Here is a 1,434-nt window from a genome sequence, read left to right on the forward strand (position 1 = left end):
CGGTGCGACCGTTGCCGTTGCTAAATAAACGTTCTGGAGTTGAGACACATAAGGCTTTAAGGCTTACTTAGTCTAAACTCCAGGAAGTTATCATGTCCGCCTAATCACTGTCCCACTAGCGCTAAGGATTTTGGCATCGATCGCTTAGAAACCGCAGAGATGGATAGTAGCTTCACCAGATCGGAATCTGCACTCGTTGAACCAGGAAATGTGCCCGATCGAATCGCTTCCCATAACGCGATCGTTGCGGGTTATGGTTCAGTGGCTAATTCTTGTTCTAGAACCTGACAACAGCGATCGTACTGCTTCAAAGCAGCCGTGCACACTGAAGCAACAAAATTTTACCAATTCACGATTAATTCACGCTAATGTGGACGATGCATAGACGATGCCTTGTTAGGGTCTACACATCACTGGATTAACAAGAAACAAGGACGGAAAAGATCATCATGAAATACGTACTGAAAAAAATCTTCGAAAATAAGCAAACCTACTCCAATTTGCCCTTCTTCCAATATATGCGCGACTCCAGTTTGACTGAAGAAGAGAGGCTTGGTTTCTACCCTTGCATGGCGCACTTCATTCTGAGCTTTGGCGACATCAATAAGTATATGCTGCGAGAGGAACCCACAACCAATATATACCAACAGCAAGTAAATATCCATACCTATGAGGACGATCATCATTGGCCTTGGTATCTTGAAGATTTCACTAAGCTCGGTTTCGATCATCTGTGTAGCCCAACATCATGGATGCGTTTTCTCTGGAGCGATGAAACACGCCAAAATCGCATCCTGACCTACCGACTTGCTGCTCTCATTTCAGGGGCAAGTGCAGTAGAACGTATTGCCATTATTGAGGCAATTGAGGAGACCGGAAATGTGCTCTTCAGTACCATGCTTAATTTAGCGAAGGCAATTGAAACCAGACGCGGGATCGAACTGCGTTACTGTGGAGAATTTCACTTCGGTCTAGAGTCTGGACATTCGGTGGGCAGCGATCACGTTGAGATGGCTAAAATTCTTTTGGATGAGTCAACCCAAGCGCGTTGCCTCTCTCTCGTTGATGAAGTTTTCGCATTATTTGAATCCTGGACACACGAACTTCTTTACTATGCAAAAAAACATTCGTTACTCGTTGGTAATCCTAGTATCAGGGCTTCAGATTTCTCGATCGTGGTCTAAGGAGTCTGTGACAATTGCGATCGCCCTGCCATAAAATTTACTGAGGGAGTGGCGATCGCCCCTTCCAACAAAATTTCTGAAGGGCGATCGACATCACAGAGAGTTCGCCAGTTATCAAGAACGTCAACGGTCGCACCGCATCAGTCTCATCGTTGAGCCTTATAGCTTGCTCGCGGTGCGACCGTTGCCGTTGCTAAATAAACGTTCTGGAGTTGAGACACATAAGGCTTTAAGGCTTACTTAGTCTAAA

The 1,434-nt window shown here is 45.5% G+C and carries 1 protein-coding gene; it reads left to right on the forward strand.

The window, feature by feature from the left end:
• Positions 1–449 precede the first annotated feature (449 nt).
• Positions 450–1,184 (forward strand): hypothetical protein, encoded by a 735-nt coding sequence (locus tag QUA23_RS30855; protein ID WP_333078906.1) that lies wholly within the window; start codon positions 450–452, stop codon positions 1,182–1,184.
• The last annotated feature ends 250 nt before the right edge of the window (positions 1,185–1,434 follow it).

The sequence above is a fragment of the Microcoleus sp. Pol1C5 genome (assembly GCF_036701115.1).
Classification (GTDB): domain Bacteria; phylum Cyanobacteriota; class Cyanobacteriia; order Cyanobacteriales; family Microcoleaceae; genus Microcoleus.